Origin of the sequence: Cognatundibacterium oligocarboniphilum, from assembly GCF_013377855.1 — a bacterium.
Lineage (GTDB): Bacteria > Pseudomonadota > Gammaproteobacteria > Burkholderiales > Burkholderiaceae_D > Undibacterium > Undibacterium oligocarboniphilum.
Window position 1 is genome coordinate 122,448 of the sequence record NZ_JABXYJ010000004.1, and the last position, 15,426, is coordinate 137,873.

The 15,426-nt window shown below is 50.3% G+C and carries 16 protein-coding genes; 15 read left to right on the forward strand and 1 reads right to left on the reverse strand.

The window, feature by feature from the left end:
- Window positions 1-36 precede the first annotated feature (36 nt).
- A complete protein-coding gene (locus HV832_RS07875; protein WP_176803018.1) occupies window positions 37-1,164 on the forward strand; it encodes a hypothetical protein in 1,128 nt (375 codons plus the stop codon).
- A gap of 1,168 nt (window positions 1,165-2,332) precedes the next feature.
- The gene (locus HV832_RS07880; RefSeq protein ID WP_176803019.1) at window positions 2,333-2,803 is read left to right on the forward strand and encodes a GNAT family N-acetyltransferase; all 471 of its coding nucleotides are present in this window, start codon (window positions 2,333-2,335) and stop codon (window positions 2,801-2,803) included.
- A 316-nt stretch (window positions 2,804-3,119) separates the two neighbouring features.
- Here the strand turns inward: HV832_RS07880 and HV832_RS07885 are convergent, their stop codons facing one another.
- Entirely contained in the window at window positions 3,120-4,277 is a 1,158-nt protein-coding gene (locus HV832_RS07885; protein ID WP_176803020.1) for an iron-containing alcohol dehydrogenase, read from the reverse strand.
- Between the two features lie 116 nt (window positions 4,278-4,393).
- Here HV832_RS07885 and HV832_RS07890 point away from each other — a divergent pair, with 116 nt between their 5' ends.
- The 13 genes from HV832_RS07890 to atpG all read left to right on the forward strand — a co-directional run bounded on the left by HV832_RS07890 (window position 4,394) and on the right by atpG (window position 15,408).
- Window positions 4,394-5,158, forward strand: a complete 765-nt coding sequence (locus HV832_RS07890) for a TSUP family transporter (RefSeq protein WP_176803021.1) — start codon at window positions 4,394-4,396, stop codon at window positions 5,156-5,158.
- Window positions 5,159-5,365: 207 nt separating this feature from the next.
- Window positions 5,366-7,312: a tRNA uridine-5-carboxymethylaminomethyl(34) synthesis enzyme MnmG gene (gene mnmG, locus HV832_RS07895; RefSeq protein ID WP_176803022.1), complete on the forward strand. Its 1,947-nt coding sequence runs from the start codon at window positions 5,366-5,368 to the stop codon at window positions 7,310-7,312.
- Window positions 7,309-7,959 (forward strand): 16S rRNA (guanine(527)-N(7))-methyltransferase RsmG, encoded by a 651-nt coding sequence (gene rsmG / locus HV832_RS07900; RefSeq protein ID WP_176803023.1) that lies wholly within the window; start codon window positions 7,309-7,311, stop codon window positions 7,957-7,959. Before mnmG ends, rsmG begins: the two co-directional genes overlap by 4 nt.
- 23 nt (window positions 7,960-7,982) lie before the next feature.
- Window positions 7,983-8,759, forward strand: coding sequence for a ParA family protein (locus HV832_RS07905; RefSeq protein ID WP_176803024.1), 777 nt, complete (start codon window positions 7,983-7,985; stop codon window positions 8,757-8,759).
- A 1-nt stretch (window position 8,760) separates the two neighbouring features.
- The gene (locus HV832_RS07910) at window positions 8,761-9,654 is read left to right on the forward strand and encodes a ParB/RepB/Spo0J family partition protein (RefSeq protein WP_176803025.1); all 894 of its coding nucleotides are present in this window, start codon (window positions 8,761-8,763) and stop codon (window positions 9,652-9,654) included.
- A gap of 4 nt (window positions 9,655-9,658) precedes the next feature.
- On the forward strand, window positions 9,659-10,207 hold the full coding sequence (locus HV832_RS07915; protein WP_176803026.1) for an RBBP9/YdeN family alpha/beta hydrolase: 549 nt from the start codon (window positions 9,659-9,661) through the stop codon (window positions 10,205-10,207).
- A 177-nt stretch (window positions 10,208-10,384) separates the two neighbouring features.
- Window positions 10,385-10,723 (forward strand): ATP synthase subunit I, encoded by a 339-nt coding sequence (locus HV832_RS07920; protein ID WP_176803027.1) that lies wholly within the window; start codon window positions 10,385-10,387, stop codon window positions 10,721-10,723.
- A 2-nt stretch (window positions 10,724-10,725) separates the two neighbouring features.
- Entirely contained in the window at window positions 10,726-11,553 is an 828-nt protein-coding gene (gene atpB / locus HV832_RS07925) for a F0F1 ATP synthase subunit A (protein WP_176803028.1), read from the forward strand.
- 70 nt (window positions 11,554-11,623) lie between these two features.
- The gene (gene atpE / locus HV832_RS07930; RefSeq protein ID WP_176803029.1) at window positions 11,624-11,866 is read left to right on the forward strand and encodes a F0F1 ATP synthase subunit C; all 243 of its coding nucleotides are present in this window, start codon (window positions 11,624-11,626) and stop codon (window positions 11,864-11,866) included.
- A gap of 68 nt (window positions 11,867-11,934) precedes the next feature.
- On the forward strand, window positions 11,935-12,405 hold the full coding sequence (locus HV832_RS07935; protein ID WP_176803030.1) for a F0F1 ATP synthase subunit B: 471 nt from the start codon (window positions 11,935-11,937) through the stop codon (window positions 12,403-12,405).
- A gap of 2 nt (window positions 12,406-12,407) precedes the next feature.
- Window positions 12,408-12,941, forward strand: coding sequence for a F0F1 ATP synthase subunit delta (locus tag HV832_RS07940; protein WP_176803031.1), 534 nt, complete (start codon window positions 12,408-12,410; stop codon window positions 12,939-12,941).
- A gap of 26 nt (window positions 12,942-12,967) precedes the next feature.
- The gene (atpA, locus tag HV832_RS07945) at window positions 12,968-14,509 is read left to right on the forward strand and encodes a F0F1 ATP synthase subunit alpha (protein WP_176803032.1); all 1,542 of its coding nucleotides are present in this window, start codon (window positions 12,968-12,970) and stop codon (window positions 14,507-14,509) included.
- Window positions 14,510-14,538: 29 nt separating this feature from the next.
- Entirely contained in the window at window positions 14,539-15,408 is an 870-nt protein-coding gene (gene atpG / locus HV832_RS07950) for a F0F1 ATP synthase subunit gamma (RefSeq protein ID WP_176803033.1), read from the forward strand.
- The last annotated feature ends 18 nt before the right edge of the window (window positions 15,409-15,426 follow it).

Sequence of the window (15,426 nt, forward strand, 5' to 3'; positions counted from 1 at the left end):
GATTAACTCTCCATACGCACTCTGATATCTGCTGATTTGAATACCTCTTTACCACCTCGCATGGTGGCTGATGCCCTGTGGCTGCTGACCGCACGTTCACGCGGCGGCAACCACTGGGTCAGCAATAGCCATTGCGATATCCAGACCACCGACATCGGCGGCCATCCTTATCCGGTCAGCCTGCTGGACAACAGCGACTGGCAGGAAAGCTACGTATCCAGCCCGCGTTCCACCTGGCTGCGGTATGCACGGCAGGAAGCCCTGCGCCAGCTGCCGCCGCCATTATCCGCTTTGCTGAAAGCCGGATCCTGCCTGATTTTCGGCCCGCTGTCGGCGCTGCTGCAGGCCAGCAGGCTGGATCAGGCCGCTGTCATCGGCAATCATCTGGTATCGACCAATCTGTATCCGGCCTGGAGCTATGCCGAGTTACAATGCATGACAGAAGCCATGAGCACCCGCCACCCACAACGGCCACTGATGATACGCAACATCTGCCCGGAAGTATGCCCCGACCTGATGCAGCATCTGCAACAGCTGGGCTGGAACATGGTGCCGGCGCGCATGATCTATCTGTGCGACCCGCAACAAAAATCCGTCTGGAAACATAATCACGTCAAACAGGATACCCGTCTGCTGCAGGATGGTCAGGTCGAAATCGTTTCGCAGGATCAACTGACCAGCAGCGATCTGCCTGCCTTGCGCCAGTTGTTCCGGCAATTATTCATCGACAAACATTCCCACCTGAATCCGGATTTCAGTCTGGCATTTTTTGAACTGTGTCTGGAAACACGCTTCCTGGAGTTCAAAGCCCTGCGCTGGCAGGGACGCTGGGTCGGAATTCTGGGTTTGTATGCCCCATCCGGCAGCAACTGGCTGACGACTCCGCTGATCGGCTACGACACCAGTTTGCCACAAGAACTCGGTTTATACCGCCGCCTGATGGCATTACTGCTGCACGAAGCCCGTCAGCGCCAGCTTGGACTGCATTACAGCTCCGGCGCCAGCCAGTTTAAACGTGCCCGCGGTGGCGTTCCAGCACTGGAATACACTGCAATCCACGACCGGCATCTCCCAAGCCGGCCCAAAAGATATATCCGCTTATGGGAAAAATTATTCCAGCAATGGGTACCGGGTTTGCTGAGACGCGCTGACAAGCTGTTATAAACGTCGCGAATCGGCCATCAATCCTTCCGAATAGACACCCATTCAAGATTGGTAGAATCCTGAAATGTGCCATTTCTAGCCCTCCGATTACCTGTATGAGTATGCTTTAGCCTGTGGATAAAGCGCTGCATATCCCCAGACGGTTTTGGGGAAAACTCCTTTTTTGACGACAACCTTTTTTTTTATCCCAAAACTATACGTCAGTCATACAAAAATTATCCGAAGACCTATCCTGCAGCTAAACGATTGTTTACGTGGATAAATAGTGAGTTATCCACAAAAAATGGCGCCGTTAACTATTACTACTATGTATATATAAACTAAATACTATAAACGAAGGTTTTTCCCCATATGGCTCAAAATCTGGAATTTTGTTAAGTCTTCAAGATGACATTCTAAGAAGGAAAGTTTCTGAGATTCGTTTTTACAAATCTGTTTGAATCTGGCACATTAAAACGGCTATTCCTGAAAACCAATGCCGAAAATACTTCAACATTTTGCAAAATCCTGGCCATGGACTAACTCTGACAGATGAATGTCATGCGGTTTTGCCAAAAAACAGATTTCCGATTGCTGACTCGTTGGCAATGAACTCACAAACAAGCTCATTAGATGTACCAGCTGATCATATTTATTGAATCACACCGTAAAACAGTCCGGAATCAGGCCAAAAGCAACCTGAAAACAACAGTTTAAAAATATTTATTGTGGATAAGTGAGCCGATATCCACTGTATAGCTTGTGCGCAACAAACTCGACTGACGCTATGCTTATTTTTGTCCAGTTTTTATCATGCAGATATACAGACTTTTTTCACCTGTTTATCCTTGTGCTAATTCAATGATTCCGTGGATGTTTTCTTAGTTATCCACAGCTATAAGTGATCGTTAACAATCACCACTATGTATATATAAATTTATTCAAGTTAACACTATCCACAAGCTGCAACAGCGAAAAAACCACAGCGCTGAATTTCCTTTAGAATGCGTTACTTACCAGACCGGAACAGTTTCAGAAGATCGAAATTGCGCCAGCTGCGGTGGTGTTTTTTATTGACCGGACTAACAGGCTAACCACTGCAGGCGGGGCCGCAGTGCGTATCGTATCTTGAATCGAATTAAGGACGGTAAGCGGGGATGAAAATGCATTTTTTACGCTGATTTTTCTAATGAGTTTACGAGTATTGCAAGTACAAGATGCCGATATGATTGCCAGCTTATGGTTGCGTGGTGCTGCAGAAAGCGCGCAGACAGACAGTGCTTATCAGCCGCAGATTTCTTTAACGGAATATGCTGCCATTCTGCGTGACAACTTGCAAAACGGAGACAACCTGGGCTGGGGATTATTCGCTGAAGAAGATGGACAGCTGCTGGCGTATCTGACAGCCCAAGTGCGTTATCCGGAACAGGAATTCAGCCAGCAGCCTTATCTGTGTCTGCTGGATCTGGATGTGCATGTCGCTGCGTGCCGACAGGGATGCGCAGCTCGTCTGGTCAGCGCCGCAAAAGTGCATGCGCAACAACATCAACTCAGTCATATCGAGGTCAGCTGGCTGAGTGCCGACCCACAGGCAGCGGCTTTCTGGGCCAGTCAGAGAGCGACGTCCTTCCTGAGCCGTGGCCGTATTCATACCGCCTGAAAAATTCCTTGCGAACAGATTTTTAATAGCTAAAGTTTTTATAAAAAACAGGGAGTATATTATCCTGAACAAAGGGTTGTTACAGGTGGATATGGGGTGAAAATTGAGAAGGAAGTGTCGGGTTTTTACTAGCCTCATTAGTACTTATCCACAAATTCTTGTGAATAAATTCGATATAAAAAAAACCACCAAAATTCATGCTGAGGGTTTTTCTTGGATGCAAATGCCTGCGAATTCAGCTTCTATTGTTGTATTGCACTTTTCTTTAAGATGACGTTGCAAAAGCAGGATTTCATAGGGATAGGATGTCAGTCATTTACCACGCTGCAGCATAGATTGCGCGGGCATCGGTTAATCCCACTTCACGTGGATTATTGCCGAGCAGACGGGTTTGCAGCATTGCATCGGCGGCAAGACGATCCAGATCCTGTTGCTGAATGCCGACCTGGCGCAGACGGGTTTCTATTCCTGTCCGGAATGCCAGATCTTCCATTGCGCTGATTAAGGCGTTGCAGCGCGCTTCGTTACTGCCTCTGGCATCAGGAGCAATAATATCGGCCAGTTCTGCATACAGTTCAGACGCAGCAACAGCGTTAAACCGGAGGACATGCGGCAGGACCAGTGAATTGGATAAGCCGTGCGGCACATGGAAAATTCCGCCAATCGGGTAGGCCAGTGCGTGCACGGCTGCACAGGGTGCATTGGCGAAAGACTGGCCGGCCATCATGGCACCCAGCAACATAGATTGGCGGGCGACCAGATTCTGGCCATTAGTACAAGCCTGATCAATGTTATTCCAGAGTAATTTCAATGCCTGCCGTGCCAGCATATCGGATACCGGGTTTTTCTTGTGCCGTGTGGTATAGGCTTCAATCGCATGAACCATGGCATCAATGCCTGTTGCTGCGGTGACTTTAGACGGCAGACCAACCGTCAGCGAAGCATCCAGAACTGCAATATCGGCATACAGCTGCGGAGAGACTACGCCCATTTTAGTGGTTGCGCCTGTTGTTACGATGGATATCGGCGTGACTTCTGACCCGGTTCCGGCAGTCGTCGGTATCTGAATCAGAGGAAGGCGTTTTCCTGTCACATTATCAATCCCGTACATCGTGGATAAGCTCTGGGTATTTTGCGTAAGTACAGCGATTAACTTCGCCACATCCATTGAACTACCGCCCCCTAAGCCGATTACCAGATCGACTCCCAGTTCCCGTGCATTGTGAGCTGCCTCTAAAACAATGGCTTCAGGAGGATCGGCAATCACATCCGCAAATACGGAAACCTGGAGTTTTTCGCTGTGCAGGCTGTCGAGCACGGGTTGCACCTGTCCAGTTTTTAAAAAGCCCTGGTCCGTGATCAAGAGAAGATGGCGGCATGCTGGATAATGTTTAGACACCAGCGTGCCAAGCTGACGGGCAGCACCCAGCCGACTGACGATGTGCGGGACGGTCTGAAATTCAAAGCTCTGCATGGCCATACTCCCCATGTTGTGATGGTGATATTTGTTTTACCCAATGTTGGCAAGACTTGTTATGCTGCATAGCTTGCCAGATGTTGGGCACGATTAGATGAAGGTTAATAAATTTCATGATGGATATGCTGTTGCTGGGTATTACCGCTTTTTTTGCCGGTTTTGTTGATGCGATCGTGGGAGGTGGTGGGCTGCTGCAGGTTCCGGCTTTGTTTTCGATTATGCCCGGAACTGTTCCGGCAACCTTGTTGGGAACTAATAAATTTGCCAGCATATGGGGGACAGCCGTTGCTGCCCGCAATTATATGCAAAAGGTATCTGTGCGATGGAGCATGTTGTTGCCAGCCGCAATGATGTCTTTTGTGTTTGCTTTCCTGGGGGCTTATCTGGTGACCCATATTCCACCAACCCAGTTGCGCAAGGTTTTGCCTTTTATTCTGGCGGCGGTAGCAATTTACACATTTATGAAAAAAGATTTTGGCACGCATGACAGACCGCTGTTTTTCGGTAATAAAGAGATTGTGCTGGCAATGCTGGTTGCTGCCGCAATTGGGTTTTATGATGGTTTCTTTGGTCCCGGTACGGGCAGTTTCTTTATGTTTCTGTTTGTACGTATTTTTGGATATGACTTTTTAAGGGCATCCGTTGTCGCTAAAGTGCTGAATGTCGCTTGCAATGCTGCAGCATTATCCTGGTTTGGTTTCAGCGGACACGTGCTGTGGATATTAGGGGGTGTCATGGCTGTGTGCCAGATTGGTGGCTCGCTGTTAGGCAGTCATCTTGCCATCAGACACGGAACAGGATTTGTTCGGAAAATGTTTTTACTGGTGGTCGTGGCTTTAATTTGTAAAACAACTTATGACGGATTCTTTCGTGTGTAAATGTGTATCTACCTCCACCGGATCAAATTGTTTCACGTGAAACCTTGCAATATTAGGCGTTATTACGTTAATGATATTTATTGAGAGTTTAGTGCTACGTTTCACGTGAAACATAGCATTAAATTGTTTATGGCGCAGTTGGTGGGTGCGGGTAGGGGCTGAAAACAAACTATAATCCTGACTGTCCTTGTTTGTCAGAAGCTAGCCATGTTTTATCCCAAAGAATTCGATGTGATTGTTGTCGGTGGTGGTCATGCCGGCACCGAAGCCGCCCTTGCCGCTGCGCGGATGGGACAATCCACTTTATTATTGACTCACAATATCGAGACCCTCGGTCAGATGTCTTGCAATCCCTCCATAGGTGGGATAGGCAAGGGCCATCTGGTCAAAGAGGTAGATGCAATGGGTGGGGCGATGGCAATTGCAACTGATGAAGCGGGGATACAGTTCCGTATCCTGAATTCCTCCAAGGGGCCGGCGGTGCGTGCGACTCGTGCGCAGGCTGACCGGATTCTGTATAAGCAAGCGATACGTAGTCGCCTGGAAAATCAGTCAAATCTGTGGCTGTTTCAGCAGGCCGTCGACGATTTACTAGTCGAAGGTAATCGTGTGGTTGGTGCTGTGACCCAGGTGGGAATTCGTTTCCGTGCTCGCGCCGTTGTGTTGACTGCCGGGACTTTTCTGGATGGAAAAATTCACGTCGGTCTGAATAATTACTCCGCCGGCCGTGCCGGTGATCCTCCAGCGGTTTCCTTGTCAGCCCGTCTGAAGGAGCTGGCTTTGCCGCAAGGGCGCTTGAAAACGGGGACGCCGCCACGGATTGATGGTCGCAGTATCGATTTCTCTGTGATGCAGGAACAACCGGGGGATCTGGATCCAGTGCCAGTTTTTTCCTATATGGGGACAACCGCCATGCATCCCAAGCAGGTATCATGCTGGATTACCCACACCAATGAAAAAACCCATAACATCATCCGTGCCGGACTCGACCGGAGCCCGATGTATACCGGCGTGATCGAAGGCGTTGGTCCGCGTTATTGTCCGTCGATCGAAGATAAGATTCACCGCTTTGCCAGCAAAGAATCGCATCAGATTTTTCTGGAGCCGGAAGGTCTGACTACCAACGAGTTTTACCCCAACGGTATCTCGACCAGCCTACCATTTGATGTGCAGTTGGATTTGGTGCGTTCTATGCGCGGCATGGAAAATGCCTATATCCTGCGTCCGGGTTATGCGATTGAATACGACTATTTTGATCCACGTGGCCTGAAGTCATCGCTGGAAACCCGCCAAATTGAGGGCTTGTTCTTTGCGGGTCAGATTAACGGCACCACCGGTTATGAAGAAGCCGCTGCGCAAGGCATGTTGGCTGGCCTGAACGCCGCTCTGCAAACGCAGGGTAGGGAAGCCTGGGTGCCACGCCGTGACGAAGCTTATCTGGGTGTGCTGGTCGATGACCTGATCACCAAGGGTGTGCAGGAGCCCTATCGTATGTTCACCAGCCGTGCCGAATTCCGCCTTAGCCTGCGCGAAGACAATGCCGATATGCGTTTGACCGAGATCGGTCGCCAACTGGGATGTGTCAGCGATGCGCAGTGGCAGGCATTTGAAAACAAGCGCGAACAGGTTGCACGTGAAATGGAAAGACTGCGCACTACATGGGTTAATCCACGTATTCTGGCTGCCACTGAAGCGGAACGGGTGCTGGGTAAAGCTCTGGAGCGTGAATACTCGCTGGCTGATCTGTTGCGCCGGCCACAGGTCAATTATGAGAGCCTGATGAGCTTGCGCGGCGTTGAGCAGCAAGATCTGGCAGGCCCGGCTATTGCCGATCCGGCGGTACGTGAGCAGGTGGAAATCCAGGTCAAATATGCGGGTTACATCGACAGGCAGGCGAAGGAAGTCGAACGCCATGCCCATTATGAAAACCTGAAAATGCCGGTTGGTTTTGACTATATGGAGGTCAGCGGTCTGTCGATCGAAGTGCGCCAGAAACTCAATAAGCATCAGCCCGAAACACTGGGCCAGTGCGGCCGTATCTCCGGCGTGACGCCGGCAGCGATTTCCCTGTTATTGGTACACCTGAAGAAAAAAGGATTTAAGGAATTTATGGCAGCAGCCGGAACGACGCCTGAAACGGAGGGCGCAGAATGACGGTGATAGATACGGCAAGGCTGAAGCAGCGCTTGATTTCAGGTGTGCAAGAATTAGGTTTGTCATTGAATGAGTTCCAAATAGAAAAAATGATTGCCTATTTGTTATTATTATCTAAATGGAATTCTGTTTACAATCTGACGGCAATCCGTGATCCTCTGGAAATGGTCCGGCAACATCTGTTGGACTCTTTATCTGCCGCACCGGCTTTTGAGGGTGCGAAAAATGTTCTGGACGTTGGGGCGGGTGGCGGATTGCCGGGCATGATGCTGGCGATCGTTTATCCGTACATCAAAATCTCCATGATTGATACGGTCAGCAAGAAGACTGCGTTTCTGACGCAGGTAAAGACGGAGCTTGGTCTGACCAATGTCACCGTGTACACCGGGCGGGTTGAAAAACTGACGGTCGATGAGAAATTCGATGTGATTACCTCGCGCGCATTTTCCGAACTGGCCAATTTCATCAACTGGTCCGGCCATCTGCTGGCCGATGGCGGCCAGTTCATTGCCATGAAGGGCGTTGCACCTGTCCAGGAAATAAAACGCTTGCCAGCAGGCTGGCAGGCCACAGGCGTGCAGGCGCTGCATGTGCCAGGGCTGGATGCGGAACGTCATCTGGTGTTTGTGAAACGTATCGACAACTGATTATCTACTCACGGAAATCCTCTATGGCAAAAATCTTTTGTATCGCCAATCAAAAAGGTGGCGTGGGGAAAACCACCACCACCGTCAATCTGGCAGCCGGTCTTGCCAAACTGAATCAGCGGGTTTTGCTGGTCGATCTTGATCCGCAGGGGAATGCCACGATGGGGGCGGGGATTAATAAAGCCAAGCTCACAGCATCCGTGTACGAAGTTTTGCTGGGTTTATCCGATGTGAGCCGCGCCCGGCTACGGTCAGAATCCGGTCAGTTCGACGTGCTTCCTGCCAATCGTGAACTGGCGGGTGCTGAAGTTGAAATGGTCGAACTGGAAAACCGCGATAAGCGCTTACGCGATGCGTTAGCACAAGTTGGCGCGGAATATGATTTTATCCTGATTGATTGCCCACCGGCTTTATCCATGCTGACATTGAATGGTTTGTGCGCCGCGCATGGCGTCGTCATTCCGATGCAGTGCGAATATTATGCGCTGGAGGGATTATCAGATCTGGCCAATACGATCAAGAAGGTATCTGCCAATCTGAACCCCGACCTGAAGATCGTTGGCTTGTTGCGAGTCATGTTTGATCCGCGCATGACATTGTCTCAACAGGTGTCCGATCAGCTGGAACAGCATTTCGGTGACAAGGTTTTTAAAACGCTGATTCCGCGCAATGTCCGCCTGGCCGAGGCACCGTCGTACGGTATCCCCGGCGTGGTATTTGATCCTTCCTCTAAGGGTGCGCAGGCGTACATTGCATTTGGGGCGGAGATGGTCGAAAGAATTAAACAGTTAGATAAATAATATGGCGATCAAAAAACAAAAAGGTTTGGGGCGGGGATTAGATGCCTTGCTAGGCGGGGCAGGAGATTTTGCGGAGGCTGTTCCGAATGTGACCGGCTCACCCAGCAGCCTGTCCGTAACACAGATGCAGGCGGGTAAGTATCAGCCCCGTACCCGCATGGATGAAGGCGCTCTGGCGGAACTGGCTGCATCCATTAAAGCGCAGGGTCTGATGCAGCCGATTCTGGTGCGCCCGATCGGTCACAGCAATGGCATAACTCGCTATGAAATTATTGCCGGCGAACGCCGTTTCCGTGCCTCCCAGATGGCAGGCCTGGAAGAGGTGCCGGTACTGGTCAAGGATGTGGATGACCAAGCCGCGGCTGCGATGGCTCTGATTGAAAACATGCAGCGCGAAGACCTGAATCCTCTGGAAGAGGCGCAAGGCATACATCGTCTGATCACAGATTTTTCGTTCACTCATGAACAGGCGGCAAATGCCGTCGGCCGCTCGCGCAGCGCCGTATCCAATCTGCTGCGCTTGTTAAATCTGGCAAAGCCTGTGCAGACCATGCTGATGGCAGGCGATATTGACATGGGCCATGCCCGTTCCCTGCTGTCTGCCGATGGCGCAACCCAGATTCAGCTGGCGAATCAAATTGTCGCCAAGCGCATGTCGGTGCGTGAAGCGGAAAAACTGGTTGCAAAGACCGCTGCTGAATCTAATACCACCGGAAAACCACGTGATAAGGTCGAAAAATCACGCGATATCACCCGTCTTGAAGAAGAATTATCCGATTTGTTGGCAACGCAGGTGGTGTTAAAAATGGGAAGCAAGGGGCGTGGGCAGATGATCATTGATTTTGCCGACCTGGACTCGCTGGACGGAGTTATTTTGAGAATCCGTGGACAATAATATTATGATAACTATATTAATATGCCCCGGATTGTCTAATTCCGGACCTGCGCACTGGCAGACTTTGTGGGAACAATCCATGACACAGGCGGTTCGCGTTCAGCAGGCTGACTGGGATAATCCGACAAGAACAGCATGGATGGCAGGGCTGACATCGGCGGTCAGTGCGGTCAGCGACGAGATAATTCTGGTTGCGCATAGTCTGGGGTGTGCGCTGGTGGCGCACTGGATGGCCGCAGGAATGCCGGGTCTTTCCGGCGCACAAAAAATCAGGGGAGCTTTATTGGTGGCGCCGCCGGATGTCGGGCACACCGGATTTCCTGCACCTTGCTTCTCACCGATGCCAACAGTTCCATTTTCTTTTCCTGTGAAGGTGATTGCTTCGGACGATGATCCCTGGTGTGATATCGCAGTTTCGCGCGCCTGGGCAGAGGCCTGGCAGGCCGAGTTTCACAATATTGGTGCAAAGGGACACATCAACGGCGAATCCGGTCTGGGAGACTGGAAGCAAGGAAAAGACTGGTTATCTGAGCTGTTGAGTCAAGCCAGATAAGATGAAAATTTCTGGTGATGTCTCATTCTGGGGCATTGCATCAAACGTTTGACGATGTTACGCACAACCACGTATAATTCCGTGGTTTTGATTGGCGAGGGTTCGCGCTGCCTGATAATATTTTGTGGCAAATGACGCGAAATCAATCACCATTTGTAGATAAAGTGAGGAAGCAAGATGGCCCGTATCGTCCTGTTGCAATTGGCAACGGCATTGATTGCGGCTGCGCTGGCCGTGGTGTTCGGCAATGCTTCCGTTGCATTTTCTGCCTTGCTGGGCGGATTTTGTTGCGCACTTCCGAATGCTTTTTTTGCGTTGCGCCTGTTCATGAGCGCCCGAAAGCCCGGAGGAGCGAACCCGATGAGTTTTTTCATCGGAGAATTTTTCAAGATTACATTGACGATCACACTGTTAGCTGCGGTCGTCTACTGGTACCGCGATGTTAACTGGCCGGCCTTTTTGATCGCCTTCATTGTGGTGCTGAAAAGCTATTTCATTTTACTCTTTAGGCACTGATCATGAGCTCAGCTGAACAAGTCACTCCGTCAGAATATATAGCCCACCACCTGGGTCATCTCACCAATTCACACGCTCCGCAAACTTCTTTGTGGGATATGTCCTACATTAATATCGATACCGTGATCTGGTCCATTTTCTGTGGCCTGCTCGCTCTGGTGGTGATGTACATGGCTGCCCGTAAGGCAACTTCCGGCGTGCCGGGTCGTTTTCAGTGTGCGGTTGAAATGCTGATCGAGATGGTGGATAACAACGCAAAAAGTATCGTTCATGGCAATACCAGTTTCATCGCTCCTATGGCGTTGTCGGTATTTGTCTGGGTTGTTCTGATGAACTCTCTCGATTTTTTGCCGGTGGATCTGTTTTCGCAATGGCTCTTCCCATTGCTGGGTCTCGATCCTGAAATGCACCACCGCGTTGTCCCGACAGCCGACCTGAATGGCACACTCGGTATTTCTATCGGTGTTTTTGTTCTGATGATGTATTACAGCTTCAAGATCAAAGGTGTCGGCGGCTTCATTAAAGAATTGCTGAGCGCGCCATTTGGCCCTATGCTGTTTCCTTTCAATCTGGCATTGAATCTGGTTGAATTTGCTGCAAAAACTTTTTCTCTCGGTATGCGGTTGTTTGGCAATATGTTTGCCGGTGAATTGTTGTTCCTGCTGATTGCGGCATTGCTGGGCGCTTCCGATTCTATCGCCGGTGGTATTGGTCATCTGGTGCTGGGTTCTGCCTGGTCGATTTTCCATATTCTGATCGTGCCTCTGCAAGCGTTTATTTTCATGATGCTGACTCTGGTTTATATGGGGCAGGCTCACGAGGCGCATTGATTTAAGTTTTACATTTTTGGTTTTGTATTTGGTTTTGGTATTTTAATTTTAACTTTCAAGGAGTTTTCTCATGACTAACGTCGCTTTGGTTGCATTGGCTTGTGGTTTGATCATCGGTTTGGGCGCTTTGGGTGCTTGTATCGGTATCGCTATGATGGGTGGTAAATATCTGGAAGCATCTGCACGTCAACCTGAACTGATGGAAAAACTGCAAGGCAAGATGTTGTTGCTGGCTGGTCTGATCGACGCTGCGTTCATTATCGGTGTTGGTATCGCCATGTTCTTTGCAACTGCAAACCCATTCAAAGGCTAATTAGCTTTCCTTTTTCTACCGTGGGCCTCAAAAGCCTGCGGAACGATTAATTTGATAAGGAAACTAACGTGAATCTGAATCTATCTATGTGGTATCAGGCCGGGGTGTTTTTCATCCTGGCGCTGGTAACTGCGAAATTCATCTGGCCACCGGTGATTGGTGCAATTGATGAGCGCATGAAGCGCATTGCAGATGGTCTGGCTGCTGCCGATAAAGGCAAGGCAGAAATGCAGGCTGCTGAAAAGCGTGTGCAGGCGCAACTGGCTGCTGCAAGTGAAGAAGGCAAGACGCATATCAACAACGCGGAAAAACGCGCTGCGCTGATTATTGAAGAAGCCCGGAACACTGCCGCCGCTGAAGCTGCCCGGATTATTGCTGCTGCAAAAGCAGATGCCGATAACCAGGTGACCAAAGCGCGTGAAGAGTTACGTGACCAGGTTGCCACATTGGCAGTCAAAGGTGCAGAGCAAATTCTGAAACGTGAAATCAATGCATCCGCTCACGCAGATCTGTTGAATCAACTGAAAACCGAGCTGTAATCATGGCCGAACTCGCAACGATCGCTCGTCCTTACGCTGAAGCGCTGTTCCGTGTTGCCCAGACCGGTAACTTGTCCGCCTGGTCGGATCTGGTTGCCGAAATGGCGCAGGCTGGCGCGCATCCCGATGTACAAGCTCTTGCACACAACCCAAAAATCTCGGCTTCTCAAAAAGCTGAGATTTTCCTGTCTGCGCTCAAATCTCCGGTGACTGCTGAAGCAAAAAACTTCATCAGTACACTCGCTGACTATGATCGCCTGACTTTGCTGCCGGAAATCGCTTTCCAGTTTTACGCATTGAAAAACGCCCTAGAAGGCGCTGCCGATGCGGAAGTCACAAGCGCATTTGAAATGTCCGCAGCACAGTTGAGCGAGCTGGCGAGTACATTGGAACAGAAATTTGGCCGCAAACTGCACGCTACTGTCAAAGTCGATCCGGCTCTGATCGGCGGTGTGCGCATCGTGGTTGGTGATCAGGTGCTCGATACGTCGGTACGTGCCAAGCTGCAAAGAATGCATGTCGCTCTGACCGCGTAAGAACGAAATAAATATTAGGAGTTAGTATGCAACTCAACCCATCTGAAATCAGCGAGCTGATCAAGAGCCGGATTCAAGGCCTTGGCGACACTGCTGAGATTCGTAATCAAGGTACGGTGATTTCCGTTACCGACGGTATCTGCCGCATTCACGGTCTGTCTGACGCGATGCAAGGCGAGATGCTGGAATTCCCAGGCAATACATTCGGTCTGGCATTGAACCTGGAACGTGATTCCGTCGGCGCCGTTATTCTCGGCGACTACGAGCACATTTCCGAAGGCAATACTGTCAAATGTACCGGCCGTATTCTGGAAGTCCCTATCGGCCCTGAACTGCGCGGCCGCGTTGTCAACGCGCTGGGTCAGCCTATTGATGGTAAAGGTCCGATCAATGCAAAACTGACTGCGCCTATCGAAAAGATTGCGCCAGGCGTTATTGCACGTCAATCCGTTTCCCAGCCACTGCAAACCGGTCTGAAGTCGATCGACTCTATGGTTCCGGTTGGTCGTGGTCAGCGTGAATTGATCATTGGCGATCGTCAGACAGGTAAAACTGCTGTTGCGATCGACTCTATCATCAATCAAAAAGGCCAGGGCGTGACATGTATCTATGTCGCGATCGGTCAAAAAGCGTCGTCCGTTAAAAACGTAGTGCGTGCTCTCGAAGCTCACGGCGCAATGGAATACACCATCGTTGTTGCTGCAACTGCGTCTGAATCAGCAGCGATGCAATACGTATCCGCTTACTCCGGTTGCGCGATGGGCGAATACTTCCGTGATCGTGGTGAAGATGCACTGATCGTGTATGATGATCTGTCCAAACAAGCGGTGGCTTACCGTCAGGTTTCCCTGCTGCTGCGTCGCCCACCAGGCCGTGAAGCTTATCCAGGTGACGTGTTTTACCTGCACTCCCGTCTGCTGGAACGTGCAGCTCGCGTGAATCCAGACTATGTTGAAGCCTTCACCAAAGGTGAAGTCAAAGGCCAAACTGGTTCCCTGACAGCATTGCCTATCATTGAAACCCAAGCTGGCGACGTTTCCGCTTTCGTTCCGACTAACGTGATTTCGATTACTGACGGTCAGATCTTCCTGGAAACTTCCCTGTTCAACGCCGGTATCCGTCCAGCGATTAACGCTGGTATCTCGGTTTCCCGTGTTGGCGGTGCAGCGCAGACCAAGGTCATCAAAAACCTGTCCGGCGGTATCCGTACCGACCTGGCGCAGTATCGTGAACTGGCAGCGTTTGCGCAGTTCGCTTCCGATCTCGACGAAGCGACCCGTAAGCAGCTCGATCGCGGCGCACGCGTCACTGAATTGCTCAAGCAAGCTCAGTACGCGCCGTTGTCGATTTCGCTGATGGCTGTCACTTTGTTTGCAGTCAACAAAGGCTTCCTGGATGATGTCCCTGTGAAGAGTGTTCTGGCTTTCGAAGCCGGCGTACACAATTTCATGAAGACCAGCCACGCTGCATTGTTGCAGAAGATCGAAGAAACCAAGCAACTGGACAAAGATGGCGAAGCTGCCATGGCTGCCGCAATTGCTGATTTCAAAAAATCCGGCGCCTATTAATTTACTGTAGCTAGAAGGAGTCAATACTCATGGCTGCAGGCAAAGAGATACGTGGCAAGATCAAAAGCGTAGAAAATACGAAGAAGATCACTAAGGCGATGGAAATGGTCGCCGCATCCAAAATGCGTAAAGCGCAGGACCGGATGCGTGCGGCCCGCCCGTACAGTGAAAAAATTCGTCATATCGCTGCCAACTTGTCACAGGCCAACCCAGAGTACACGCATCCTTTTATGGTTCAGCAGGATCAGGCCAAGAAAATTGGTCTGATCGTTGTGACGACAGATAAAGGTTTGTGTGGTGGCTTGAATACCAACGTATTACGTCTGGTCACCAACAAATTGCGTGAACTCGAAGCTAAGGGTTCTAAAGTAGAAGCGGTTGCAATTGGTAATAAAGGTCTCGGTTTCCTGAATCGCATCAGTGCTCCGGTCGTTGCGCATGCTGTACAGCTTGGCGATGCTCCACATCTGGATAAGCTGATTGGTCCGGTAAAAGTACTGCTGGATGCTTATCAGGAAGGCAAACTCGATGCGGTTTACCTGAGTTACACAAAATTCATCAACACCATGAAGCAAGAGCCGGTGATGGAGCAGTTATTGCCTCTGACCGCCGACAAGCTGGAAGCAGATAAATCAGCCCATTCGTGGGACTACATCTACGAACCAGATGCGAATACCGTGATTGATGAATTGCTGATCCGTTATGTTGAAGCGCTGATTTATCAGGCCGTTGCTGAAAACATGGCGTCCGAACAGTCGGCCCGTATGGTCGCGATGAAGGCAGCAAGTGATAACGCGGGTAATGTGATTGGTGAGCTGAAGCTGGTTTATAACAAAACCCGTCAGGCCGCGATTACTAAAGAGCTCTCCGAGATCGTCGCCGGTGCGGCAGCGGTCTAAACTGAATTTAAATATTAA